The 24,430-nt window shown below is 40.5% G+C and carries 26 protein-coding genes; 15 read left to right on the top strand and 11 right to left on the bottom strand.

From position 1 onward, the window contains the following. Positions 1-86 precede the first annotated feature (86 nt). The 3 genes from KV40_RS04375 to KV40_RS04385 all read right to left on the bottom strand — a co-directional run bounded on the left by KV40_RS04375 (position 87) and on the right by KV40_RS04385 (position 3,305). A complete protein-coding gene (locus KV40_RS04375) occupies positions 87-1,391 on the bottom strand; it encodes a pitrilysin family protein (RefSeq protein ID WP_036478353.1) in 1,305 nt (434 codons plus the stop codon). Positions 1,392-1,509: 118 nt separating this feature from the next. Next, positions 1,510-2,139 (bottom strand): tRNA (adenosine(37)-N6)-threonylcarbamoyltransferase complex dimerization subunit type 1 TsaB, encoded by a 630-nt coding sequence (tsaB, locus tag KV40_RS04380; protein ID WP_036478354.1) that lies wholly within the window; start codon positions 2,137-2,139, stop codon positions 1,510-1,512. 38 nt (positions 2,140-2,177) lie between these two features. Next, positions 2,178-3,305 (bottom strand): LuxR C-terminal-related transcriptional regulator, encoded by a 1,128-nt coding sequence (locus tag KV40_RS04385; RefSeq protein ID WP_036478355.1) that lies wholly within the window; start codon positions 3,303-3,305, stop codon positions 2,178-2,180. 244 nt (positions 3,306-3,549) lie between these two features. Between KV40_RS04385 and KV40_RS04390 the strand changes: the two genes are divergently transcribed. Beyond that, the gene (locus tag KV40_RS04390; protein ID WP_036478356.1) at positions 3,550-3,798 is read left to right on the top strand and encodes a hypothetical protein; all 249 of its coding nucleotides are present in this window, start codon (positions 3,550-3,552) and stop codon (positions 3,796-3,798) included. Further along, positions 3,792-4,145 (top strand): type II toxin-antitoxin system PemK/MazF family toxin, encoded by a 354-nt coding sequence (locus KV40_RS04395; RefSeq protein WP_036478357.1) that lies wholly within the window; start codon positions 3,792-3,794, stop codon positions 4,143-4,145. The genes KV40_RS04390 and KV40_RS04395 overlap by 7 nt, the downstream gene beginning before the upstream one ends. Here the strand turns inward: KV40_RS04395 and KV40_RS36030 are convergent. Continuing rightward, positions 4,115-4,336, bottom strand: coding sequence for a macro domain-containing protein (locus KV40_RS36030; protein WP_052055348.1), 222 nt, complete (start codon positions 4,334-4,336; stop codon positions 4,115-4,117). The two genes, KV40_RS04395 and KV40_RS36030, sit on opposite strands and share 31 nt — an antisense overlap. Positions 4,337-4,688: 352 nt before the next feature. Here KV40_RS36030 and KV40_RS04405 point away from each other — a divergent pair, with 352 nt between their 5' ends. Then, positions 4,689-5,681, top strand: a complete 993-nt coding sequence (locus KV40_RS04405) for a metal ABC transporter substrate-binding protein (protein WP_036478358.1) — start codon at positions 4,689-4,691, stop codon at positions 5,679-5,681. Between the two features lie 93 nt (positions 5,682-5,774). Continuing rightward, positions 5,775-6,674, top strand: coding sequence for a metal ABC transporter permease (locus tag KV40_RS04410; protein WP_036478359.1), 900 nt, complete (start codon positions 5,775-5,777; stop codon positions 6,672-6,674). Positions 6,675-6,954: 280 nt separating this feature from the next. On the opposite strand, the gene KV40_RS31820 is transcribed toward KV40_RS04410, so the two are convergent. After that, the gene (locus KV40_RS31820; protein WP_052055349.1) at positions 6,955-7,596 is read right to left on the bottom strand and encodes an outer membrane protein; all 642 of its coding nucleotides are present in this window, start codon (positions 7,594-7,596) and stop codon (positions 6,955-6,957) included. 466 nt (positions 7,597-8,062) lie between these two features. On the opposite strand from KV40_RS31820, the gene KV40_RS04420 reads away from it, so the two are divergent. Beyond that, complete coding sequence (locus KV40_RS04420) at positions 8,063-8,317, top strand: hypothetical protein (RefSeq protein ID WP_036478360.1); 255 nt, start codon at positions 8,063-8,065, stop codon at positions 8,315-8,317. A 28-nt stretch (positions 8,318-8,345) separates the two neighbouring features. Here KV40_RS04420 and prfC read toward each other — a convergent pair whose 3' ends face one another. Further along, the gene (gene prfC, locus KV40_RS04425; RefSeq protein WP_036478361.1) at positions 8,346-9,974 is read right to left on the bottom strand and encodes a peptide chain release factor 3; all 1,629 of its coding nucleotides are present in this window, start codon (positions 9,972-9,974) and stop codon (positions 8,346-8,348) included. Positions 9,975-10,145: 171 nt separating this feature from the next. Here prfC and KV40_RS04430 point away from each other — a divergent pair, with 171 nt between their 5' ends. Continuing rightward, entirely contained in the window at positions 10,146-10,433 is a 288-nt protein-coding gene (locus tag KV40_RS04430; protein ID WP_036478362.1) for a hypothetical protein, read from the top strand. Positions 10,434-10,522: 89 nt separating this feature from the next. On the opposite strand, the gene KV40_RS04435 is transcribed toward KV40_RS04430, so the two are convergent. From KV40_RS04435 to radA, 4 genes are all read right to left on the bottom strand, one after another. Continuing rightward, positions 10,523-10,906, bottom strand: a complete 384-nt coding sequence (locus tag KV40_RS04435; protein WP_253274163.1) for a hypothetical protein — start codon at positions 10,904-10,906, stop codon at positions 10,523-10,525. Positions 10,907-10,974: 68 nt separating this feature from the next. Beyond that, complete coding sequence (locus KV40_RS04440; RefSeq protein WP_036478363.1) at positions 10,975-11,664, bottom strand: hypothetical protein; 690 nt, start codon at positions 11,662-11,664, stop codon at positions 10,975-10,977. A gap of 51 nt (positions 11,665-11,715) precedes the next feature. Continuing rightward, positions 11,716-12,315 (bottom strand): peroxiredoxin, encoded by a 600-nt coding sequence (locus KV40_RS04445; RefSeq protein ID WP_036478364.1) that lies wholly within the window; start codon positions 12,313-12,315, stop codon positions 11,716-11,718. A gap of 126 nt (positions 12,316-12,441) precedes the next feature. Beyond that, a complete protein-coding gene (gene radA / locus KV40_RS04450; protein WP_036478365.1) occupies positions 12,442-13,941 on the bottom strand; it encodes a DNA repair protein RadA in 1,500 nt (499 codons plus the stop codon). Between the two features lie 272 nt (positions 13,942-14,213). On the opposite strand from radA, the gene rpaB reads away from it, so the two are divergent. The 3 genes from rpaB (at position 14,214) to KV40_RS04465 (ending at position 18,548) form a co-directional block, all read left to right on the top strand. Then, positions 14,214-14,942, top strand: a complete 729-nt coding sequence (rpaB, locus tag KV40_RS04455) for a response regulator transcription factor RpaB (RefSeq protein ID WP_036478366.1) — start codon at positions 14,214-14,216, stop codon at positions 14,940-14,942. A 135-nt stretch (positions 14,943-15,077) separates the two neighbouring features. After that, a complete protein-coding gene (locus KV40_RS04460; protein WP_036478367.1) occupies positions 15,078-15,725 on the top strand; it encodes a cofactor assembly of complex C subunit B in 648 nt (215 codons plus the stop codon). A gap of 267 nt (positions 15,726-15,992) precedes the next feature. Further along, a complete protein-coding gene (locus KV40_RS04465) occupies positions 15,993-18,548 on the top strand; it encodes an ATP-binding protein (protein ID WP_156113940.1) in 2,556 nt (851 codons plus the stop codon). A gap of 177 nt (positions 18,549-18,725) precedes the next feature. On the opposite strand, the gene KV40_RS04470 is transcribed toward KV40_RS04465, so the two are convergent. After that, complete coding sequence (locus KV40_RS04470) at positions 18,726-19,034, bottom strand: muconolactone Delta-isomerase family protein (RefSeq protein ID WP_072013773.1); 309 nt, start codon at positions 19,032-19,034, stop codon at positions 18,726-18,728. Positions 19,035-19,272: 238 nt separating this feature from the next. Here KV40_RS04470 and KV40_RS04475 point away from each other — a divergent pair, with 238 nt between their 5' ends. From KV40_RS04475 to rnc, 6 genes are all read left to right on the top strand, one after another. Next, positions 19,273-19,737: a DUF4168 domain-containing protein gene (locus tag KV40_RS04475; protein WP_036478369.1), complete on the top strand. Its 465-nt coding sequence runs from the start codon at positions 19,273-19,275 to the stop codon at positions 19,735-19,737. Positions 19,738-19,915: 178 nt separating this feature from the next. Further along, positions 19,916-20,851, top strand: coding sequence for an alpha/beta fold hydrolase (locus tag KV40_RS04480; RefSeq protein ID WP_036478370.1), 936 nt, complete (start codon positions 19,916-19,918; stop codon positions 20,849-20,851). Between the two features lie 22 nt (positions 20,852-20,873). Beyond that, positions 20,874-21,371 (top strand): LOG family protein, encoded by a 498-nt coding sequence (locus tag KV40_RS04485; protein ID WP_036478371.1) that lies wholly within the window; start codon positions 20,874-20,876, stop codon positions 21,369-21,371. Between the two features lie 187 nt (positions 21,372-21,558). After that, entirely contained in the window at positions 21,559-22,395 is an 837-nt protein-coding gene (locus tag KV40_RS04490; protein WP_036478372.1) for a PHP domain-containing protein, read from the top strand. Positions 22,396-22,409: 14 nt separating this feature from the next. After that, positions 22,410-23,411, top strand: a complete 1,002-nt coding sequence (locus KV40_RS04495) for a zinc-dependent alcohol dehydrogenase family protein (protein WP_036478373.1) — start codon at positions 22,410-22,412, stop codon at positions 23,409-23,411. A 99-nt stretch (positions 23,412-23,510) separates the two neighbouring features. Continuing rightward, the gene (gene rnc / locus KV40_RS04500; protein WP_036478374.1) at positions 23,511-24,263 is read left to right on the top strand and encodes a ribonuclease III; all 753 of its coding nucleotides are present in this window, start codon (positions 23,511-23,513) and stop codon (positions 24,261-24,263) included. The last annotated feature ends 167 nt before the right edge of the window (positions 24,264-24,430 follow it).

The following is a 24,430-nucleotide window of genomic DNA, read 5'->3' on the forward strand; positions in this document are numbered from 1 at the left end:
TTATCAATGAGCAATGAGCAATGAGCAACGGAGCGGTAAACATTGTTAACTGTTCACTATTCATTGTTGAATTAGTTCGCAGCCAGTTATGCAGGTTTCATTACCACAACACCATAAGCATGGGGATCGAGGTATTTTTGTGCTGCTGCCTGTAAATCTTCTGCGGTTACGGTGCGGACGCGATCGGGATAATTTAAGGCTGGAGTCAAACTTTGCAGTTGAGAATAATAATAACCGTAAAGATTGGCGCGATCGCTCGGTCGTTCGCTGGCGAAGACAAAACGGTTGGCAACTTGGGTACGAATACGAGCAATTTCTGGTTCGGAAACACCTGCGGTACAAATTGTTTGCAAATGTTCGGCAACTGCTGTTTCTACTGCGGAAATATTTGCCGCTGGCAATCGCGCTGAGATATAAAATACACCTTGATAGGTTTGAGTCATATTGCTAACGCCAATTTGCGAAACCAAACCTCTTTCTTCTCTTAAGTCTCTGAACAGACGCGAAACTTTACCCTGTCCTAAAATTGCCGATAGCACGTCTAAAGCATAAGTTGCTTCTAATTCCATCATGCCAGGTACGCGCCACATCATTACCAGTCGCGCCTGCTGTAAATTTTCATCGGTGTATTCGCGACGCACTATTTCTTTAAAAGCAGGTTCTGCTGCTAAAGATCTAGAATTTTGCTGCCGTTCCTGACGATAGTTAGTTTCAACAATATTAGTATCGGCTTTGGTTTCTGACGCGGCTTTGGCAATAATATCGATTAGCTGGGTTTCGGGTAAATTGCCTACCGCTACTACCGTCATTGACTGAGGCTGATACCAGGAAGCATGAAAATCGCGCATTTGTTGCGATCGCATGTTGGCAATTACCGATGCGGGACCCAATACGGGACGGCGATAGGGCAATGTCTCAAAACAAGTTTCCATCGAACGATAGAAAGTACGTTTGCTAGGATTATCTTCCGAACGGCGAATTTCTTCTAAAACGACTAATTTTTCACGCTCGAACGCTTCATCTTCAATACTGGGATTTAGAGCTACATCTAGCTGTAGGGGTGCTAGTTCGGCAAAATCTTTAGGAGCAGTAGTAATGTAATAGTGAGTGTAATCTTGACTGGTAGCGGCGTTGGTAACTGCCCCTCTTTCTTCAATTAAATGCTCGAACTCTCCCATTTTCAGGCTGGGAGTGCCTTTAAAAACTATATGCTCTAAAAAATGCGCCATGCCGTTAATTTCGTCAGTTTCTCTAGTCGAACCAACATTAAGCCAGACATTGAGATTTATTGCTTCGATTGGCATTTGTTCGACAATTACAGTCAAACCATTATCTAGTTTTTCAACTGTAGGAGCGTTTAATTGCGGTTTGGTGATAAGATTGGAGGTCATTCTGCTCGAATTGGACGCGAGGAGTTACATTATAAATCGCAGTCGAGCCTGTTTGCTGCCTCGACACGCTTCTACATTTTGACACTTATTTAATAAAGATCTAAAAACTAATCGCTCTTTAGACTGGACTTTGTCCGTAAAAAGGTATGACTTCCGACCAATAAGAAAATTTTTGCTGTTGCCATTGTTGCTCTGCTAGTTCTATCAGTGCAGTGACGGTAGTTGCCAAATTTTCTGGAGCTTCTATTGTTTGGTATGGTTCGGTCAAACTAGCTAAAGTTGCTTGCCAGTTTTCTAGGGTCATTGTCGTGTCTGCTAGCCGTACCTGCAAAGTGTGGCTAGAGTCGAATTGATATATCGCTACAAACAATTGTCCCTGTCTGGCTGGCATTTGAACTGCCAAAAGCTTATTAGAGTTGTAATTTTTAACGGCGGCAAAAGCTATAGCGGCTAAAGTAGAAATGCCGAATAAGGGAATGTCTAGCTGTTGGGCAATAGTACGAGCAGTAGCCACACCCACTCTAGTTCCCGTAAAGCCTCCAGGTCCTCTAGCAACGGCAACATATTTAAGATCTTGCCAAGTCTGCGGTTGCAGCATTTCTTGAAGATATAGGTGTAAGTGCGATGATAGATCTCGTCCCAAATTCCAGGTTTGTTCTCGGCAATCGCCCAGACGATTATCGATTGCTATACCTAAATAGGGCGTAGTAGTATGCAGTGCCAAAGCATATTTATCACTTGAAGACATTAGAGTGTTAGTTAGATTACCGTAAGATTCTACATAATTTATAGACCCAAAAAACCTTTTGAATATGCTTTGTATATAGCTTGAATGCGCGTACGAGCCTGAAGCTTATTTACGGCATTATTAACGTGAAACTTGACGGTGCGATCGCTGATAAATAATTTTTGAGCAATTTCGCGATCGCGCAGTCCCTCAGCTAGAAGTTGCACGATTTCTCGTTCTCGATGAGAAAGAGAAGACTCTGTTTTTGATTTGTAGGTGTAGGGGATAAATAATCTCAACCTGACTAAATTACGTTCGGATTTGGCAGTTTGTACTTCACCCCCCATGCTAGTAATTACTAAAGTAATGTTTTTCCAAGCTGCTTGTTGCTGAAAATTTGTCTCTGAAAGCGACATTGCCTCCAAACACAGGCGATCTCCTTCATAAGTCAAACGGCAATAACTACACTTGTTGGCTTTAAGGATTTCTGCGGTGCGTAGCAAGATATAGTTAACTGAAATAGTTAGAGATTGTTCTGTACCTACCAGAGTTAACCGCACCTCGCTCAAAATTTCTGATATTTGTTCTGAAAGTGGCGTATCTAGCAGAGATTCCGAGTCAATATCCTGTGATTTATGGCGATACAATCGAGCGTTATTTAACGCTACAGCTACCGAACTACAGAGAATTCTTAAGGCTTCTAAAAATTCTGCATTCATTGGCTGATGGCTAAAAACTGCCAGTACTCCAATGACGCGATCGGCAATTTTTTCTGTATTGTCACTTATTGCTAAGGGCAAACCTGCAAAACCACAAAGATTGTTAGCAATTGCCCACTGCCGATCTTTAACCCATGATTCTGCCGCTAGCTGATTGCTTAAAAAAGGAATACCGTGTTGCGCTATTTTGCCTACCTTATAGGCGCCCATTGGCACTTTGGCAAATTCACCATCAAGACGGGTATACATTCCCGATGAGGCTACCAGGGTTAGTGCGTTGCGATCGCTGTCTACTAGCCAAATACGAGCAAACGCACAGTCAAAATTATCTACCAAACCATCAGTTATGCGACGGGCGATCGCTTCTGGTTCGAGATTGCCTGCCAAACTTTGATTTAACCGATTGATGTTTTGCAGTTCGAATAACAGCCGAGTCGGATCTAAAAAAGCCGAACCTAATTCGTACACGGGATACTTAGTACAAGACAGTCGTAATTTTATTTACGTTCAGGTCAAAGTTTTTCACTGTATCATCGAATACTAACGTAGCAATTCTCGTTTGGCTGCAATACACTTCTTACAGGCATCAGTTGTTAACAGCTAAGTATTAAAAGTCGTGAATTCAGAGAAATTCGGATTTTTTAATCTTTCTATCGAGGCTTAATTACCAAATAGTATAATTAAAAGTATAATTATTGGTAAAACTTAAAAAATGGCTAAAGTCAAAACCGCAGTATCCCTTTCAGAGGAAGTATTGTTAAATGCTGACAAACTAGCAGAATCGCTATCGACTTCCCGCAGTCAAATATTTGAACTTGCTTTATCAGAGTTTATTTCTCGCCATCAAAATCAACAGATGTTAGCGCAATTGGACGCTGTGTATTGCGAAGACTCAGCCGATGAGATCGAACTGACTCGACAGATGAAGTCCGTTCACCAGTCTGTCGTTGAAGAATGGTAATCAAACAAGGCGATATTTATTGGATAGACTTAGGCGAACCTATTGGCGCACAGTCCGCTTATCGTCATCCTCATGTAGTTATTCAAAATAATGTTTTTAATCAGTCGCGCATTGCTACTGTAATTGTCTGCGCTTTAACTTCTAATTTAAAAAGAGCCAATGCACCAGGAAATATTTTATTAGAAAAAGACGAGGCTAATTTGCCCAAACAGAGTATCGTTAACGTATCGCAGATTTTTACTGTTAGCAAAGAACAGCTACAGCAGAAAATTGGAACTTTAAGTAAGGTAAGAATCGAGCAGATTTTAGCGGGAATTCAACTCGTAATTGAACCAAAAGATGTTTGATAATGCGATATCGTTTGATGTTGAGGATGTCCTGTTTCAATAATAAATGAAGTACCTACTGGTTGTTCGCCACGAAATTCTCTAATGATGTATTCCTGTACTTTATCCATTAAATCTATTCCAAAATAACGGATAATAGCTAAATCTACTCCATCATCCATCAAGCCAAAAGAATTACCAGCACTGACCATACAATCATATTCTGGAATATTTTCAAAGCGGTCGTTTATAACTAAAACAGATTCAATTTGTGCAAATCTCTCTTGTAGTTCCGAACAAAGCTCAGTAATGGGATCGACGATAATTAATTTAATATCTTGAGCTTCAATTTGCTTATAATCCAGTTTTTGAATTGCTATCCATAAGATTAGTTCTAGTTTAAAGCCGAAATCACTTTACACTTTACTTTGCATCGTAAATTATAAATTTAGTTTAATTAGTTCGCGTTAAATGACCAAATAAAAAAATTCTACGAAAAGTCAATTATGAGATAAATATGAAAAAACGATATAATGATGAAATCGAGGGTCACTTACTTTTTATATGGCGGAAACTTTTTTCAGGCGAAGCATTATTTTGTTTTTTAGCATCACACTAAGTATGTGGCTTACAGGCTGTGATGGAACAGAGCAAACTTCGTCAACAGCTAGCTCGAACAGTACCAGTACCACTGATGTTGCCAGTGACTCATCAACTGATAAAAAGAAAGTTTTAACTACCTTTAGCGTTTTAGCCGATATTGCTCAAAACGTAGCAGGGGATAAGCTAAATGTAGAGTCAATTACGCGCATCGGTGCGGAAATTCACGGCTACGAACCCACACCCAGCGACATTGTTAAAGTCCAGAATGCCGACTTAATTCTTTACAACGGTATGGATTTGGAGCGTTGGTTCGAGCAGTTTTTAGGTAATGTAAAGGGTGTCCCTTCGGCATTATTAACAGAAGGTATCGAGCCAATCCCAATTTCTGAAGGATCTTACACTAACAAACCCAACCCTCATGCCTGGATGTCCCCTCGCAACGCGCTAGTTTACGTGGAGAACATTCGTCAAGCCTTTGTCAAACTCGATCCCGAAAATGCCGATACTTATAATGCTAATGCCAAAGCCTACAGCGCAAAGCTCAGCACCATTGATGAAACGCTAGAGGCAGATTTAAGTAAAGTACCCGAACAGCAAAGGTATTTAGTAAGTTGCGAAGGTGCGTTTTCTTATCTGGCTCGCGACTATGATATGGAAGAAATCTATATCTGGCCTATAAACGCCGAACAGCAGTATACTCCCAAGCAGATACAAAGGGTAATTGAGGAAGTAAAAACTAATAATATACCCACGATTTTTTGTGAAACTACCGTCAGCGATGAAGGACAAAAACAAGTGGCTCAAACAACGGGGGCAAATTTTGGGGGCAACCTCTATGTAGATTCCCTTTCTAATAAAGAAGGAGCCGTTCCCACCTTTATTGATTTGCTCGAATACGATGCCCGTACCATTACCAATGGCTTATTAGCGGGTAGTAACACTGGCAAGCAGTAATAAAATCATGTCAACAGTAACTCCAAACCTCGATATCAGCATGACTTTCGACGGTTATCCTTTGAATATATACCAAAACTCTGAGGTAGAGTAATGAGCGATATAATGGTTGCCATTCCCGTTATCGACTGGCTGATCGAACCCTTACAGTATCCTTTTTTAGTTCGGGCAATCTGGGTTAGTGCCTTTGTGGGTTTAGTCTGTGCGGTACTTTCTTGCTATATTACTCTTAAAGGTTGGTCGCTTATGGGAGATGCGGTTTCTCATGCGGTCGTACCAGGGGTAGTAGTAGCCTATGCTCTAAACATTCCCTTTGCTATTGGAGCCTTTCTATTTGGGTTTGGGGCAACTGTTGCCATTGGCTACATCAAATCAAAAACTCGTCTCAAAGAAGATGCAGTTATTGGCGTAGTTTTTACGGGCTTTTTTGCCTTCGGTTTGGTGTTGATTACCAAAATTCCCAGCAACATCGACCTGTTTCACATTCTATTTGGTAATGTGCTGGGTATTTCTCAAGAAGATATCATTCAAACTTTAATTGCAGGTATTATCACTCTGGTAATAATTACGATCCGCCGCAAAGACCTGTTGCTATTCTGTTTCGACCCCAACCACGCCAAAGCCATTGGTCTAAACACCCAGCTTATGTTTTATACTTTGCTTTCGGTACTGGCTTTAACCATTGTCACCGCTCTGCAAACCGCAGGTATTATTCTGGTTATTGCCATGTTAGTAACCCCTGGCTCGACGGCATATTTACTAACAGACCGCTTTGACCGTATGCTATGGATTTCAATTGCTACCAGCGTCTTCTCTTGCGTAGGTGGAACTTACCTTAGCTACCATTTTGACGTATCTACAGGTGGCGCGATCGTGGTACTGTTAACGGTATTGTTTATGGTTGCAATGATATTTGCTCCCAAGTACGGTATTTTGGCTCAGAATTCCCATCGTCATCAACCAGTTTTAGATGGAATGCAGGATAAAGGTTAACTAGTTTTAGTGATTTTTGGTGTATCAGCGAGTGTTAAATGGTTGAGCTAGTTTTTAGCAATGGTTTTCAAATAGTTGAATTATGGATAGAGCAATCTAACACATCATCAGCAACATTTGGCATACTTATAACTGAAGAACCTTTAATCTTAATTGGGATATTTTTAGCCACATTAGTAATTTAATTATAATACCTTTGAACACTTAGCATTAGATCGAGGTAGCTCTTTGAAGGTCTTCATATAGAAGACCTTTTTATCGCATAATGCGCTCTAAATTTTTAACCGTTGAAATTAGCAGCAACACCGACTACAGCATTGGTATCATCATTGCCAAAAGCATCGTAATTGATGTTGGCGTTAGCTGTTAAACGTTTATTAATTGGGTAATCTACACCAGCAGTTATAACTCCGCCGACGCTACCATCATTTTCGGTACTACCACCCAATCCCGCGCCAGCGTAAGGCTGAAGTTTGTTACCAAAAACTGGCTGAAAATCGTAGGTAACTGGCACCGTAAAATCTCCATTTTGATTGTCTGAATCTAAATCGCCAATTGCCATCGGTCTTATAGAAAAACGGTTGCTTAAAGCAAACTTGGAATCTAAAGCTATACCGCGGTTACTACCACCCAATCCTACGTAATTAGGAACTATGGGCTCAGTAGTTTCACTAGAATTGGTGTAGTTTTGATTTTGTGGTATGACTGGTTTCTCGTAGTCAAAAGAATCTTGAGGAGTATTGACGGGATAGTCAGTTGAATCTTGGGGGTTAATTGTATCGGGATAGCTATGAGGCACAGTTGTTTGGGAATAGTTATTTTCTCGTCCAGAAATATTAGTTTGTGCCGAAGCAACTAGAGGAGTGGCTAGAATAGCCAAACCTGCTGCTATGGGAACGAATGGAACAAGTTTGAATGACATGGTTATTAAGCTCCAATAAAAGAGAAGTGGTTTAACCAAGGAAATTGAAGCTCTAACAAAATTTAATATTAAGCGGTTCTTCTTATATTAGTTAATCTGCTTTAAATGAAGAAGTTTGGCTTAAATATAGCTTTTTTCCTTGTAAATCCGCACATTTATTAGTTTATGGAGCATATATGTCGATTTAGTGTCAATTTAATCAAAACTCTGTGGCAAAAAAATAAATTTGTAGTTCGAGCTTTTAAAGAGCGATCGCGACGTTGCCAACTTATAGCAATTTTCACATTAGTTATGTCTGAAGCCTAAAGCTTGGAATATTTAAAAAGCTACCTCATCAAGCAAAATTTGACAGCATTGAGACATTCTCGTCAAGAGCATGACACAACTTTAGTTTTAAATAAGGGCAAATCACTTCAGGAAATCGAATACTATAATTTTCTAAGTTTAAACAGTTAGGTAAATTAAAATGCGTACTATTAAAAAGCAACCTCGCGCGATCTCAAAGGCAAACAAAAGTAATTTCTTAGAATCAAAATACTGGAGTGTGAACGATTCTGCCGACATTGGCGGTCTGGAAATAAGTCTCGAACTAATAAGCAATCGACTTCGTACTCAAGCTTTGCTCGGAGAAATAGCTCTTCCCGTTCCCGAAAGTAAAGTTGAGTCAGCAGCATTTGAAAATACCAGCCTCATCTACATTCGCGAAAAAGCTTTAAATTGAATTAAATTAACAATTCAGTATTTATTTATCAGTCCTTCTCTGGTTCTAAACCCGCGCCTACAGGTGCAGTAGAGTTAAGCTTTAAATCTGGTTGGTCTTGCTGTACCTGACGTAAATTCCATTCATTTTTAAACAGTAATACAGGTCTGCCCCAGTTATCTTTAACAGCGATCGCATTAAAGATTCTGCCTGCTTTCTTTAAAGCCGACCACCCGCCTTCAACCCAACGCGCCACACTATAGGGTAATAGTTCTAATTTAGTTTCTACGTTATATTCACTACTCATGCGGAACTGGACTACTTCAAACTGAAGCTGTCCTACTGCTGCCAAAATCGGGTCGCGTTTGAATTCGTCGGTAGAATACATAATCTGCACCGCGCCTTCTTCTCGCAGTTCTTTAATACCTTTTTGAAACTGTTTAAATTTAGAAGGGTTGGGATTTTTAAGATAGGCAAACATTTCGGGAGAAAAACAAGGTATGCCCTCATACTCTAGCTTTTTACCCTGATAGATTGTATCGCCGATCGCAAATACCCCAGGATTATTCAAACCAATAACATCTCCTGGATATGCCTCATCCAATGATTCTCTACCTTGCGCGAAAAGCTTCTGAGGACGGGATAAACGCACCGTTTTACCCGTTCTGGCGTGCTGTACGTTCATGTCTTTTTCAAATTTCCCCGTACAGACACGGACAAAAGCTACACGATCGCGGTGTTTGGGATCCATGTTCGCCTGAAGCTTAAATACAAATCCCGTAAATTCGGGATAGGTAGGCTCGACTTCTCCGATAGATGAATTGTGGGGTTCTGGCTGTAGTGCATATTCTAAAAAAGCCTCTAGAAATAACTCTACTCCAAAGTTGGTCATGGCACTGCCAAAAAATACAGGGGTCATTTTTCCCGCCTGTACCTGTTCTAAGTCAAAGTCAGAGCCGACTTCGTCGAGAATTTCTAATTCTTCTTTTAGCTGATAGTAGAGGTCTTGTTCTAAAAACTCTTCGATGCGCGGATCGCCAAGGTCGATAACCAAGTCTTGTGCGGCTTTACTACCGTGTGCGCGACGCTCAAACAAGTGTATTTGTCGTTTGCGGCGATCGAACACTCCTTTAAAGCGATCGCCCATACCGATAGGCCAATTGACGGCATAAGTTTGTAGTCCGAGTTCCTGTTCGATTTCGTCGATTAGTTCAAATGCTTCGCGTCCAGGGCGGTCTAGCTTGTTAACAAAGGTAAAAATTGGCAGCGATCGCATCTGGCAAACTTCAAATAGTTTGCGCGTCTGTGGCTCCAGACCTTTTGCCACGTCAATTAACATTACTGAATTATCTGCTGCTGCCAGGGTACGGTAGGTATCTTCACTAAAGTCCTGGTGTCCTGGGGTATCTAATAAATTGATTTGATAGTCGTTATAAATAAACTGCAATACAGTCGAGGTAATCGAAATACCCCGTTGTTGCTCCATTTCCATCCAGTCTGAAGTTGCTTTGCGCTGCGCTCGTCTGGCTTTTACCGCACCCGCTTCGTGGATCGCGCCTCCGTAGAGTAATAATTTTTCGGTTAAGGTGGTTTTCCCTGCGTCGGGGTGGGAAATAATTGCAAAATTACGACGGCTGGCTACGGCTTGTTCGATTTCGGTTTGAAGTTCTACGGGCATGAAGCAGTTTTTAGGCAATATTAACTATTAACTAAAGATATTATATCTTTTTCTTTATTGACTTAATTTGATAGAGTGCGATTGCGTTATGGCTTTTTAGTTATTATGTATTGACTCTAAATAAAAATTTTATACTTACACATTACTTACTGATTAATCTATGGGGCGATCGTGCTGGACAACAACATAGATAGAACTACTGTATATCCCGATCTTACAACTGCTGCCAAAGTAGTTTGCCTGCGATGGTGTCAGGAGCATGGCTATTGCGAACCTTTTTGTCTGGTAGGAGAGTGGTGGGCATATCCTGTTAATGGAGTAATGCCTGTAAAAGTTAGAGACGTAATGGATATTGCTCGTACCAAAGCTCAACGAGTTCGCATACGTTATTTTTCTATTGCCCTGTTACCAGATGGTTCTTTAGCTCCCCACAGCCATCCCGAACTGGATCGAGCGTAAATACGCTATCGACAAAAAACAAAAAACTAGATGCAACGAGGCATTCTAGTATTTAAATTAATATTTAATTAGCCGACTCGTACTAAAAGTTAGGCGTTGGGCATAGTTTCTACCCCAGATGCTCCGTCTACACCTTTAGCTACTTGTTCTGCTCTATCTAAGATACTTTTAGCATCTTCATTATATTTTAGTATGACTTTGCTGCCTGACTGAGCTACCCAGAGTCCTACTTCATCGGAAATATTGGCATCATCTAAAGCTTTGGCAACTCGCTTTGCCAAACCGCTTTCATCAAATTTGCCGTCTAATCCTACTTTCTCTGGAGGAATAGAATTTTCCTTGGCGGCTGATGAAACCGATACCTTTGGCGATTTTGCTGCTTTTTCTTCTTCTTTTTTGCCGAATAGCTTACTTAAAAAACCCATAAAATTTTTTCCTCTTAATTGCGGTCGATCGCAAATATAAAGCCACATAGTTTGATAGAGTATCTAGCCAAAGCTGTAGTTTTGGTTATCGAAACCAAATATTTGCAGTTGTTTATTTATTCGCAATGCTTGAGGACTAGCATCGAATTAGCTCCTTTTTGCAATTCATAAGCTACTGGTTCGATCGCGACATCGTAGCCTCGATCTAGAAATTCCAAAGTTACTAATTCAAGATAAGGAGATAATTCTAGATTTAGAGTTAGTAGGGGAAAAATTCGTATTTCTCGGCTAACCCTAAGTAGTTCGCGAATTGATTCTAGATGAAAGGTGCGGTCTAGCTGTTGAGAATATAAAAACAACAAATGGGAACACAAAGCTAAATCGAAGCTGAGGTCGCTAAACTCTAATTTTGGTAAAGCTCGAACTTGATATCTTCCTGTTCGTTTGCCCCGTTCGTAGTCTGCTAAAAAGGTTTTAAGACTGCGGATGCGACTGGTTTTTAAAGCTTGAGGAGATTTATGATACGACCATACCCAATCATTGGGACTATTAATAACTTGAGTGATAATGTTATCTACTACAGCGTCAAATCTGCGCTGAATTTCCGCACCGCTAAATTGATAAATTGGATCTATTGAGGTAATGCAAGCCGAAATTTGAGTAGCTTCGGCGTTAAAGCTAGCAGGTCCATCACCCACCCCCAAAATTTTTTTGCTGGCAAGCTCTTGTGAAGTAAGAGCAAACATCTGTCTGTATTCATCTAACGATCGCCCAAAAGGAACGATTCGATCTAGATTCATTGCCATTAATTTAAACTAGTAGCTGTTTTTGGACAATTTTTATTATTAACGGCTAGTTTAATTAGTTGAAGAGAAATAAACTTTTGAGTCTTTGGGATCGGGAATCATGGTTTTGTCGCCTTCTACCCATTCAGCAGGACAAACTTCTTCGGGATGAGCCTGAACGTATTGAATTGCTTTGAGAGTACGGAGAGTTTCTTCAACGCTGCGACCAAAGGAAAGATTGTTAATTGTCGAGTGTTGGATAATACCATCTCGGTCGATGATAAATAATCCCCTTAAAGCAACTCCCGCTTCTGGATCGAGAACGTTGTAGTCAGTGCTAAGTTCTTTTTTGATATCAGAAATCAAAGGATATTCGATATCACCAATACCGCCTTCTTTACGGGGAGTTTGAATCCAGGCTAGATGGGAAAATTCGCTATCTACAGATACGCCTAAAATTTCTGTATCTAGCTCTTGAAATTCGTTATAGCGATCGCTAAAAGCAATAATTTCTGTCGGACAAACAAAAGTAAAGTCTAAGGGATAAAAAAACAAAACTACGTAGCGATCGCGATAGTCAGATAGTTTAACAATTTTAAATTCTTGGTCGAATACAGCCGTAGCAGTAAACTCGGGAGCTTGTTGTCCGACTCGCAAACATCCTTCACTCATATTTTTAGTCTCCTCAAATATTTATTAATTCTAATTCGATCGCCGTTTGTAAAATAATAGTTACTATTCTTAAAAAATATATCACGATTGCAAAAATTGCATTGTTCTCCTTAAGCGATCGCTAATTCATTCGGGCGATCGCTCTGAAGGAATTGCGGCGATGATAGCATCGATCACTCTAGAAATAGCTACTATCTCTAGTCCGATATCGTCAGGTAGGCTTTGTCCTTTAGGCACGATCGCCCTTCTAAAGCCTAATTTTGCTGCTTCTTTAAGCCTCAATTCCATCTGCGATACCAATCTTACCTGTCCTCCCAAACCGACTTCGCCGATAGCCACGGTGCGCGGATCGACGATGCGATCGCGAAAACTGGCAACGATGGCGATCGCTACTCCCAAATCGGCGGCGGGTTCTCCTACTCCCAATCCTCCTACGGAAGATACGTAAGCATCTAGTTTGGACAGGGGAATGCCGACTCTTTTTTCTAATACTGCCAAAATCTGCTGGAGGCGATTGTAATCGATACCCGTAGTAGAACGACGGGGTGAAGTATAGCTGGTAGGACTGACTAATGCCTGAATTTCTACTACCAAAGGACGAGTACCTTCACAGGCGACGACGATTGAGGTACCAGGGGAGACTTCATCGCGGTTGCCCAAAAACAGCTTGGAAGGATTGTCTACTTCGACCAAACCCTTATCTGCCATTTCAAAAATGCCGATTTCATGGGTTGCCCCAAAGCGGTTTTTAACCGAACGCAAGAGACGATGAGAAGCATAGCGATCGCCCTCAAAATACAGTACTGTATCTACTAAGTGTTCTAAAACCCTGGGACCTGCGATCGCGCCTTCTTTGGTTACGTGACCGACAATTAATAGGGTGATATTTTCTCTTTTGCCTACCTGCATTAATGCCGAAGTACATTCTCTTACCTGCGCTACCGATCCTGGTGCGGAAGTCAATGCCGCAAAATGTAGAGTTTGAATACTATCAATTACCGCTACCTGGGGTTTTAAAGATTCTAGTTCCCGCAAAATTTCCTCCAGGTCGGTTTCTGGCATTACATAGAGGTTGCTTTCGGGTTCTGACAATTCACTCGCCCTATCTAACTTACCGTTACCATTATTTCGAGATTCTACTAAAACTGGTTCGGGTGTTTTATCTACATCCAATCGCGATGCCCTTAATTTTACCTGCTGTCCCGATTCTTCTGCAGAAACGTATAGAATACGTGGCAAACGATAAGATAGCTGATTGGCTACTTGTAATAATAATGTCGATTTGCCAATGCCAGGATCGCCCCCAATCAAGACCAGGGAACCAGGTACGACTCCACCTCCCAAAACTCGGTCTAATTCGCCATAACCCGACGGAAAACGAGCCTGTACGTCATTATTAATTTGGGAAAATTTTAACGATACCCTTGGCTTAGCAGGGGTTGCAGCTTTGGCAGTTCCTCTAGTCTGAGATTGCCAGCCAGCGCGACTATAGCCGCCACTAGGAGAAACTTCTATTGGTTCTTCAGAAATCGTGCCAAATTCATTACACTCCTTACAAAGTCCAAACCATTGAGTGTATTCAGCACCACATTCGCTACAAACATATATTTGTTTGGATTTAGCCATCGTAATCTAGGGTTATAAAAAAATATTGTGAAAATATCTTGGATAGATCGATTAAATGTCGGACAATAAACATATATATATAAATCTCAGAAAAATTCAAATGGTTTTAAAGCTAAATTCAATCTAAAAAAAGCCAGGGGTAGCGATCGCAATTGCAATAGAATAAATACCTGACCTCAATAGTTAGTTGATAAAAAGGTAGTCTAAAATTCAAGCATAAAAAACAGAAACTAAATTAAAAATTTTACTTTAAATAAGGAGAGAGTAGTAGTTTGGAAACTCATAAAGAAAAAATTTTAGTTGTTGATGATGAAGCTAGTATCCGCCGCATTTTGGAAACTCGCCTATCAATGATTGGCTATGATGTCGTTACCGCAGCAGATGGTGAAGAGGCTTTAGAAACTTTCCGCACCAGCGAACCTAGTTTGGTAGTTCTAGACGTAATGATGCCTAAGTTGGATGGCTATGGTGTCTGTCAGGAACTACGTAAAGAGTCAGATATCCCCATTATTATGCTAACAGCTTTAGGTGATGTTGCCGATCGCATTACGGGTTTGGAGTTGGGTGCCGATGATTACGTAGTCAAACCTTTTTCACCCAAGGAATTAGAAGCCAGAATTCGTTCGGTCTTGCGTCGGGTAGACAAAGATGGCGCACCAGGCATTCCTAGTTCGGGAGTAATTCACGTCGGTTCGATTAGAATCGATACCAACAAAAGACAGGTATACAAAGGCGACGAACGCATTCGACTAACTGGTATGGAGTTTAGTCTCTTAGAACTATTGGTAAGTCGCTCTGGAGAACCTTTTTCTCGCTCGGAAATTTTGCAGGAAGTTTGGGGGTATACTCCCGAACGTCATGTAGACACTCGCGTTGTAGACGTTCACATTTCTCGCCTTCGTGCCAAACTAGAAGACGATCCTAGTAATCCAGAACTGATTCTTACAGCTAGAGGAACGGGTTACTTATTCCAGCGTATTCTAGAAGATGGGGAACAGTAAAAAAAGTAGAAAGTAGGAAGTAGAGAGTAATTTAGGGGCTAGAGAACAGGGAATGGGGAATAGGCAACAGGCAAGAGCATAAAGTTTTTACTCGCTACTCACTACTTTCTACTCGCTACTCACTACTTGCTACTTATGAACGATCCCAATCGCATTTTACGTTTGTTACCAATTTTTGCTGGCGGATTGGGAGGACTACTATTATTAATAAATCGCTTGCTAAGTGTTGGGCTAACCGATGCACAAGCTCGCTCAGATGTCGTGGGAGTTATTGAAGCAGCAGTATTGATTTTAGTTGGCTTGATTTGGCAGCAGATTCAGCCGCGATCGCCAGATGTGGTAACTTTAATTGGCGAACGAGGGTTAGAATTTGCCCCCGAACTTTCCGAGCCAATTAAAACCGAGCTAGCCTGGGCTTCTCATTTACTTTTAAGTAATACGGCAACGCGATCTCTAGTCGTATACGACCGAGGCAAAACTTTATTGCGGCGCGGTGTTTTGGGAAAAAATGCCACAGTCAAACCAGGGGCAATTTTACAGCGAGTTTTAGACAAGCAACAACCCGTTTATTTAGTCAATCTAGCTCTCTACCCTGGCAGAGTTGAATTTGATTATCTACCAGAAAATACGCAAGGAGTAATCTGTCAGCCTTTGGGCAAACATGGCGTTTTGATCTTAGGGGCAAATGCGCCCCGCAGCTATACCAAGCAAGATGAACGCTGGATTGAGGGCATAGCTGACAAGCTAGGGGAAACTTTAAAAGCGATCGATTTAGAAGCTTAAAAAAACACAGTGAGGAGAAGCAGCAAGAAAAGCATGCTTTCTAAAATGTAATCGGAAACGCGATTGTTTTTATTTTATCTCATTACTTTCTTCTCTTTAGCACATTTGATCGACCATTGACTATTAACGACCGAGACTTTTCCTTCCAAGTCGTAAGCAACCTGGGATGAATTTAACAGTATATCAATAACCTGTCGGACGATAGTAATTTATCAGTTGCTTTTGGGAATCTTAATGTATATTAAGTCTATTTAAATTTTAAGCTAAATGTCAATTAATAATCTTGATAACGCCAGACATTTCTTGATTGTTGAAGATGGTAAAAGCAAAAGTATTATTAAACTAGAGTCTGAAGCCTGCTCTATCGGACGCGATCCTCGCAACACAATTGTCTTAAATTCTACAAAAATTTCTCGCTACCATGCTTTTTTGCTCCGAATTCCCATAACAAATAACGCTTATCAGTTTCGCATTATTGATGGCGATCCTCAAGGAAATCGCAGTACGAACGGTTTTAAAGTCAATGGGAATGTTTGTCTCTCATACGATTTAGAGGATGGCGACCGCATTGCTTTTGCCGATGATATTACCGCTACTTACAATATCTCTATAGAACAAAATAATTATAATTTTGTACCAGATGAAGAAGTTACTTGTCTGATGTCTAGTTCGGATAGAGCTAAATCTTCATCTCATCAAACTGGAGCTATATCTGCTGAAGAACGCAGAGAACTCATTCAAAATTCTCTAGAACGATTAGCTTCTATTCCCGAACTGTTTTCTGCGCCAATTGTGGAAATGGATTTAAAAGGTAACATTACTTATCTCAATCCAGTCGCACTAAAATATTTTCCAGACATCAAAAAAAATAAATTGCAACATCCAGTTTTATCTGGAATAATTGCGCTGGTAGAAAAAGCAGAGCAAGACGTTTCGGTACGTGAAGTTACAGTAGACAAACGAATTTTTGAGCAGTCCATACATCTAATTGCCAGTAGCCAAACAATTAGATGTTATTTCTCTGAGATTACCGAGCGCAAACAAGCAGAAAACGATCTTAAAAAAGCACATGAGGATCTAGAAAATAGAGTTGTAGAGCGTACTTCACAATTAGCCGCAAGTAATCAAAACTTAAAATCTGAAATTATTAGGCGGAAGCAAGTAGAGCGCGAAATACGTTTCTTACATCAAATTATTCAATCTGCATCAAAAGCTGAAGACTTTACCGAAGCAATTTTTTCTGCTTTACAGGAAATAAGTGAATATATTAGCTGGGCTTATGCTGAGGCTTGGATTCCAGATTTAAAAGAGAACAAACTTAAACTGAGTCCAGCTTACTTTAGCAATACATCAGAAATCGCTATTTTAAGAAAAATTAGTCAAAAAATTAGTTTTGCTAGCAACGTTGGTATTCCAGGGCAAGTTTGGGCTACCAAACAGCTAGTATGGATTGAAGATCTTGCTACCACAATGATTGAGATAGTTTCCCATAGAGAAAAAACAATTAGTCGATTACAACTACAAACTGCTTTAGGAGTTCCTATAATTGCTGATGAGAAAGTTGTTGCAGTATTTATCTTCTTTGATTTTGCCAATCGCCCAGAAAATGAAGAAACGCTGCGCTTACTTCAATCTGTTGCTTCTCAAATAGGTTCGATCCTGCAAAAGAAAAAATCTGAGGATGCACTGCGCTCCAGCATGGCAACCAATCGCGCCTTGCTCGATACTATTCCTGATTGGATGTTTCGGATTAGTGAAGATTGTAAATTAATCAATTTTAAAGCTTCTAAAGATACTAGAGTTCCTCTTACATGTACGAGCGACATTATTGGCAAAAGACTAGACGAAGTTTTGCCTCCAGAAGTAGCCGATGTTATGACGAATAGTATCATCGCAGCTTTAGCTACTCAGAAAGTTCAGCTTTGCGAGTATCACTTGTCAATTGACGGTGAAACTCGATATTACGAGGCTCGGATAGCTGTTAGTGACGCTAGAGAACTAATGGCGATTATTCGCGATATTACCGAAAAAAAACGCATAGAGCAAGAAATTCGCAATACTTTAGAACAAGAAAAGAAACTTAACGAGCTTAAAAGCCGCTTTGTTAATATGGCATCGCACGATCTACGTACGCCTCTGACATCTATATTGACATCTACCGAGTTACTCGAACACTATGGCTACAAATGGAACGAAGAAAAAAAGCTCAATCACTTACGCCGTATTCAAAGTTCTGTCAAACACATGACCGAATTATTAAACGATGTGCTGTTATTAGGTAAAGCAGACGCAGGAAAACTAGAGCTAAACCCAACCGAAGTAAATTTGCTCCAATTTTGCTATGAATTAGTCGAAGAAATGCAGTTGACTACCAAGACACATCAGATTATGTTTCAAAATAATAGTTATTCAGAATTTGGCGGCAATTGCCTTCCACAAGACGAAACCGTTTCAAAGCAACCATTAAATATAAACAATGTGTGTTTAGACAAAAAGTTACTCAGGCTTATTTTGCAAAATTTACTTTCTAATGCGATCAAATATTCACCTAACAGCAACAAAGTAAATTTTGATTTGTGCTGTGAACCAGAACGAGCAATTTTTCAAATTCGGGATTTTGGGATTGGGGTTCCTCCCTCAGAACAAGACAGATTATTTGAAACTTTTCATCGCTGCAATAATGTAGGTTTAATTCCAGGTACTGGATTGGGTTTGCCTATTGTTAAAAGAGCAGTAGATTTAAATGGCGGTTTTATTTCGGTTGAAAGCGAAATAGGAGTGGGTACTACTTTTATCATTACTTTGCCCTACTTGGCAGCCTAGCAAATACGAAATTTTAAAGTTATTCGATGTAATCGAAATACTGCAAGAGATGCCATGAACTGTCATTCACAACCCAAAAATGAAAATAGAATTGTGAACGAATCTACGTTATTCTAGCTTTTACTTTCAGGACAGAATCTATAATAACTCAAGTAACAATGATTATTAATTTTGCTGTTATAATCTTTTTTTCAGATCGGCAGCATAGTTTTCATAAGGTCGTAGTGGTGTTACGACAAGATGTACGTGATGACCTAGTTCTTTCATAATTGGTAAATCGAGCAGCAGAGTATCTAAAGCGTCATTTGAATCAATATCGACTATAGCAATAACCCGACGAGTACCGACACATTTCCACAGATCTACAATCGTACCTGCTTTTTTAGCTTCTAAAGCTGCTTCTGCTTCTTGCGTCCAAATAGTAAATAAATCTTTTTGACTCATAGTAGCTGGATATTCTACCCGAAAATCAAGGTGGTAAAGCATTTTTCATTAGTACTTAGTATTGTTGTTAATACTTATAATGGTTTTTAATAAAACTAGAAAGAGTTCGACACTTTAAATTTTTTGATGTAACTTTGAGGGCGTATCGATCGCCTCGATTTGTAGAGGTTTGGTAAATCTCTAAATTTTGTTTTAGCCAAAAACAAAAATCAGGAACATATACAGTAAAAAACAACTCAAAATAATACAGCAATCCGTTTTAATTTTTGTGTTCGCGATTATGTCTATTGGTAACTCAAGTAAAATTTTAATTCGTATTTCTACTACGGGCATTATGGCGGCAATGGGGATCATGTGCGGCTTAATACCAGAAGTATCTGTCCGCTCTTTTCCTCTTACTGGCATTACTTACGCTTATGCAAGAGATTATACCGAAGATGAAGCTCGTAATTATGCTAGAGCGGGTTTTGAAGTGGAATTATTGAGACAAAAGGCATATCAAGAAATTAAATCGTCAATCTCTGGAGCGCCACCCAATATCGTCTGCAATCAACCCGAAACTCTTCAAGATCTCGATCGCCAAGTTCGCCAAATTGCCGAGCGTTACTGTAATGAATCGCGGCAAATTGTTAGAGAACACAACCTAACTATAGATCGGTTTAACGAATTAAAACAATATTACGATCGCGGCGATGATTTTTATCAGCAAGTACAAAATATTCTCATCGATCTACAAAACCAATAGACTCAATTTAAATCAATGAGCAATGAGCATTTAGCAATGAGCAACTGTTCACTGTTCACTGTTCATTGTTCTACGACTTTGGGGTGATGTTTATCTAGTCGGCTTTAAGACATTCTTAAAACAAGATGGTCGAGAAATATTTTAGCTTGTGACCATTTATTGTTAGTAGGATATCGCTATGTTTATACCACCAGGTTTCGAGCAAAAATCTCTAAATACCAGTTTAGGTGAAATCGTTTATTACACTAATGAAGGACAACCTTGGGATAGTAATGACAACAGTAACGATATAAGACCGAGTTTGGTGTTTTTGCATGGATTGGGAGGCGGTTCTTCTGCTTATGAATGGTCGAAGGTTTATCCAGCTTTTGCCGCAGAATATCGTATTGTCGCTCCCGATATGCTGGGTTGGGGAAGATCGGAACATCCAGAGCGAGACTATAAAGTAGAAGACTACGTTACTACTATTGAAGAATTTATTGCTAAAGCTTGTACTAGTCCCGTTACGGTAATTGGTTCGGCATTGACGGCAGCGTTTACGATTAAGGTGGCGATCTCCCGTCCCGAATTATTTAAGTCGTTAATTTTGACTACGGCAGCAGGTTTATTAGAGTTTGGTAACAATTATCAAGATAACTTTTTTACTCAACTTGCAGGTACGCCAATTATCGACCGCGTCCTTTACACTACTGGTGTTGCTAATAGTTTTGGCATTCGCAGTTTTCTCGAACAGCGACAGTTTGCGAATAAAGATCGGGTCTATCCAGAAATGGTAGAAGCTTACTTGCAGTCGGCTCGACAACCCAATGCTGAATATGCGGCACTTTCATTTGTCAGAGGCGATCTTTGTTTCGATCTGGCAGAGCATATTTCTCAATTAACAGTTCCTACTGCCTTGATTTGGGGAAGGTCTTCTAAGTTCACGGGTCCCGAAGTCGGTAGTCGTTTGGCAGAACTAAATCCCCAGGCAATTCGCATTTTGTACACTTTAGATGATGTCGGATTTACCCCTCAATTAGAACTGCCTGCGGTTACTGTAGGCTTAATCCGTAAGTTTTTGCCCCTGCTTGATGCCAGCAATGAAACTACTCCCGAAACTGCTGTAGCTAGTTAGATTAATTAAATTTTGAATTATTATGCCCAAATTAATTATTGGCGTAATGGGTGCGGGAGAAAAAGCCACTGCCCTGGATATTAAAAACGCCTATGAGTTAGGTAAATTAATTGCCGATCGCGGTTGGGTGTTGTTGACTGGAGGCAGGAAAGCTGGCGTAATGGATGCCGCTAGTAAAGGAGCAAAAGCCTCAGACGGATTGACGATTGGGATCTTGCCTGGCAAAGATACTACAGACATTTCCGAAGCTGTAGATCTCGCTATTATTACCGACTTGGGAAATGCTCGTAATAATATTAACGTGCTTACTGCTAAGGTAGTAATTGCCTGCGGAATGGGTGCGGGAACGGCTTCTGAAGTGGCTTTAGCCATAAAAAACGGTAAAAAGGTCATTTTGCTAACCGAAGATATTTCTAGTAAGGAGTTTTTTACTAATTTGTCTCCAGAAAATGTCTTAATTGCTAACAACGCCCGAGACGCGATCGCTCTAGTACGGCAAATTGTGGCGCAATCTAATTAAACTAGTAGTTATAGCAGTAGACAGAAGAAATAGGACACCTCGGTATCATTGAACAGAGAACAGTGAACACTACAGTCGATAAATGCTTAACAATAATTGCTCTGTCAATTGTCAACAAGTTAAACATCTTAGGGCGCGATTTTTGACTTTTAACTTTTGACTTTTGCTATAGTTGCCACTAATAACCATGCTCGAACTACACGCTCACACTACTTATTCTGACGGAACATTAACGCCACAACAGTTAGTTTCTGCTGCGGCTAATGCTGGTGTCAAAGCTTTAGCTATTACCGACCACGATACGATAGCGGGTTGGGATGAAGCTAAGACGGCAGCTAGATCGTACCAGATAGAAATCGTGCCTGGAATCGAACTCAGTACAGTTCACAATGGGCGATCGCTGCATATTTTAGGTTATTATCCTCAAGCGGAGTTATTAAGCGAACCCGTAACAGAAAGAATAGCAGGCAGAAAAAGAAGAGCCGCAGAAATGATAGCTATTCTAGCTGAAATGGGATTTCCCATTACCTTACCTGAAATGTCGGGCAACATGGCAATTGCTCGTCCCCACATTGCTCGCGCTATGGTAGAAGCAGGCTATGTCAAGTCAACTAAAGAAGCATTCGATCGCTTTTTAGGTGAAGATAAACCTGCCTACGTTCATTACGAAAAATTTTCGGTAATAGAAGGTATTGCTCTACTTCGAGACTGTGGTGCCGTACCTGTTTGGGCGCATCCCTATTTATTTCGCGGTGGTAAATTTGAAGAGGTGTTACCAGAATTATTGGCTGGGGGGTTGTTAGGAATTGAGGTATATCATCCCCATCATTCTGCAATTAGAATCAATAAATTAAGAGAGTTTTGTCGCGCTAACAATTTATTGGTTACTGGTGGAGTAGATTATCATGGTTTCAATTTAGATTCATCCGAGCCTAAAAAGTATCGATTAAATAAATTTCAGCTTTCTCTTAGTTTACTCGAACCCCTTAAACAAGCAGCAGCAGAATTACAAAGCAGTTTTTAGACAAAATAATAACTATGCAGGCATATATAATCGAACAGTTTGGCGATCCTGATGTTTTCCAAGCAAGAGAGCTACCGCAGCCAGAAGTTAATCTAGGTCAGGTGTTAATTCGCGTTATGGCAACCAGCGTCAATCCCGTAGACTGTAAAATTCGTAGTGGCAAAGCTCCTCAAATTGCCCCAGATTTTCCTGCTGTTTTACACGGAGATGTGGCAGGTGTTATCGAAGCCGTTGGTACAGATGTTACCGAATTTCAGCCAGGAGATGAAGTTTATGGCTGCGCTGGCGGAGTAAAAGGTTATGGAGGAGCGTTAGCAGAGTTTATGGTTGCCGACGTGAGCTTAATTGCTCGCAAACCTAAATCTCTTAATTGGCAACAGGCAGCAGCCTTACCTTTAGTATCGATTACCGCCTGGGAAGGATTAATCGATCGCGCTAAAGTGCGTCCGCAGCAAAAAGTTTTAGTCTATGGCGGAACTGGCGGAGTCGGTCATCTAGGGGTACAGTTAGCCAAATGGGCAGGTGCGACGGTATATGCTACCGTTTCCGATGCAGAAAAAGCCCAACTCGCTAATCAACTCGGTGCGGACTATGTTATTAACTATCGCCAACAGTCGGTAGAAGCATACATAGATGAATATACCAACGGCAAAGGTTTTGATGTTGTCTTCGATACTGTTGGTAACGACCATTTGTCAAGTGCGTTTCAGGCAGCGGCTTTGAATGGAACAGTAGTTTCTACAGTGGCTCGTTCGTCGCCAGATCTGTCATTACTTCATGCCAAAGGATTAACTCTGCATTTAGTGTTTATGTTAATTCCCATGCTGCATAAACTTGGTAAAGAGCATCACGGAGAAATTTTGACTCAATTGGTAAAAGCTGTCGATGAGGGTCAGGTAAAACCCCTTGTCGATCGCCATACATTTACTCTGGCAGAAGTTGCCGCCGCCCATCGACTGTTAGAATCGGGTAAAGCAATAGGAAAAGTTACTTTAACAGTGAACAATGAACAGTAAGCAGTTAGACTTAACTGCTGAGTTTAGCTGTTGAATAAAGAATTGTTCATTGTAGTTCTGCTCATTGCTCATTGCTCATTGCTTAATGTTGCTGAAAATATGAATCCCAAACTTCCTATATTGCGCGATCGCGCTTTATTCGATCTGGCTTTAACTCACCGTTCTTATGTCAACGAGAATTCTGGGACTTTTGGAGATAACGAACGTCTGGAATTTTTGGGCGATGCGGTATTGGGTTTTTTGGTAGGAGAGATGCTCTACCAACTCTATCCAAAGATGAATGAAGCACAGTTAACTCACTTGCGATCGCGTTTGGTAGACGAAAAACAGTTGGGAAAACTCGGTGCGGAGTTGAGTTTGGGTGAACTGATGCGCCTGGGTAGAGGAGCGGAAAAAATGGGTGGCAGAAGTAATCCTTCTTTACTCAACGATACTTTTGAAGCCGTAATTGGGGCATATTTTTTAGATGCGGGGATAGATGCCGTCCGCGCTTATGTCACGCCAATATTTACCGCTCTAGCCAGAGAACAAGTGGGAGATTACAATCTGGGAGCTAGCGTTCGAGGAAAGACAGAAACTTTTATCGACAGTAAAAATCGCTTTCAGCAATGGGCATTATCAAATTGCGGTACGACTCCTACCTATGAAATTATTGATGCCACAGGACCAGACCATGCCAAGCAGTTTACTGCAAGAGTGCTAGTTAATGGCAAAGTTTACGGTATTGGTAAAGGAAGACGCAAACAAGAAGCTCAAAAACGTGCCGCCGAAATTGCTCTCCAACAGATAAATAAAGAGGGAGTGTCGAAGCTAAAAACCACAGATGAAATATATGGGGATCGACAGATTTAACACGATCGCTAGACGATTTAAAGTTTTGCAAAGAAGTTTGTCGTTATCAATATTTTGCTATTTATTTAACACTTTCAATCGACGGCTGAACTATAATATAAGAAAGATAAATAAAATATATAAAAATAATTTATCTAATTACCAAATAACTTTTTGTTCCCTTACTA

Origin of the sequence: Myxosarcina sp. GI1 (genome assembly GCF_000756305.1) — a bacterium.
GTDB lineage: Bacteria > Cyanobacteriota > Cyanobacteriia > Cyanobacteriales > Xenococcaceae > Myxosarcina.